Source organism: Microvirga calopogonii, from assembly GCF_003347665.1.
Classification (GTDB): Bacteria; Pseudomonadota; Alphaproteobacteria; order Rhizobiales; family Beijerinckiaceae; genus Microvirga; species Microvirga calopogonii.
In genome coordinates, this window is the sequence record NZ_QDGA01000235.1 from 1 (window position 1) to 1,706 (window position 1,706).

Annotated in this window: 1 rRNA gene; it reads left to right on the forward strand. The window is 53.5% G+C overall.

The annotated features are described in order from the left end of the window. The first annotated feature begins 144 nt into the window (after positions 1-144). Positions 145-1,686 (forward strand): 16S ribosomal RNA (locus DDF70_RS36165). The last annotated feature ends 20 nt before the right edge of the window (positions 1,687-1,706 follow it).

Consider the following 1,706-nt stretch of genomic DNA (forward strand, 5'->3'; position numbering starts at 1 on the left):
ACTGCTCTTTAACAATTTATCAGACAATCTGTGTGGGCACTCAGGTGACATGGATTCTTAATGTCCTCGGACACTAAATGAATACCAAGTCTCACGGGTGAACACGTAATTCATTACGGTTTAATTCGATGAGCATCAAACTTTAAATTGAAGAGTTTGATCATGGCTCAGATTGAACGCTGGCGGCAGGCCTAACACATGCAAGTCGAACGGTAACAGGAAGCAGCTTGCTGCTTCGCTGACGAGTGGCGGACGGGTGAGTAATGTCTGGGAAACTGCCTGATGGAGGGGGATAACTACTGGAAACGGTAGCTAATACCGCATAACGTCGCAAGACCAAAGAGGGGGACCTTCGGGCCTCTTGCCATCAGATGTGCCCAGATGGGATTAGCTAGTAGGTGGGGTAACGGCTCACCTAGGCGACGATCCCTAGCTGGTCTGAGAGGATGACCAGCCACACTGGAACTGAGACACGGTCCAGACTCCTACGGGAGGCAGCAGTGGGGAATATTGCACAATGGGCGCAAGCCTGATGCAGCCATGCCGCGTGTATGAAGAAGGCCTTCGGGTTGTAAAGTACTTTCAGCGGGGAGGAAGGCGATGCGGTTAATAACCGCGTCGATTGACGTTACCCGCAGAAGAAGCACCGGCTAACTCCGTGCCAGCAGCCGCGGTAATACGGAGGGTGCAAGCGTTAATCGGAATTACTGGGCGTAAAGCGCACGCAGGCGGTCTGTCAAGTCGGATGTGAAATCCCCGGGCTCAACCTGGGAACTGCATCCGAAACTGGCAGGCTTGAGTCTCGTAGAGGGGGGTAGAATTCCAGGTGTAGCGGTGAAATGCGTAGAGATCTGGAGGAATACCGGTGGCGAAGGCGGCCCCCTGGACGAAGACTGACGCTCAGGTGCGAAAGCGTGGGGAGCAAACAGGATTAGATACCCTGGTAGTCCACGCCGTAAACGATGTCGACTTGGAGGTTGTGCCCTTGAGGCGTGGCTTCCGGAGCTAACGCGTTAAGTCGACCGCCTGGGGAGTACGGCCGCAAGGTTAAAACTCAAATGAATTGACGGGGGCCCGCACAAGCGGTGGAGCATGTGGTTTAATTCGATGCAACGCGAAGAACCTTACCTGGTCTTGACATCCACAGAACTTTCCAGAGATGGATTGGTGCCTTCGGGAACTGTGAGACAGGTGCTGCATGGCTGTCGTCAGCTCGTGTTGTGAAATGTTGGGTTAAGTCCCGCAACGAGCGCAACCCTTATCCTTTGTTGCCAGCGGTCCGGCCGGGAACTCAAAGGAGACTGCCAGTGATAAACTGGAGGAAGGTGGGGATGACGTCAAGTCATCATGGCCCTTACGACCAGGGCTACACACGTGCTACAATGGCGCATACAAAGAGAAGCAATCTCGCGAGAGCTAGCGGACCTCATAAAGTGCGTCGTAGTCCGGATTGGAGTCTGCAACTCGACTCCATGAAGTCGGAATCGCTAGTAATCGTGAATCAGAATGTCACGGTGAATACGTTCCCGGGCCTTGTACACACCGCCCGTCACACCATGGGAGTGGGTTGCAAAAGAAGTAGGTAGCTTAACCTTCGGGAGGGCGCTTACCACTTTGTGATTCATGACTGGGGTGAAGTCGTAACAAGGTAACCGTAGGGGAACCTGCGGTTGGATCACCTCCTTACCTTAAAGAACCTTTCCCTG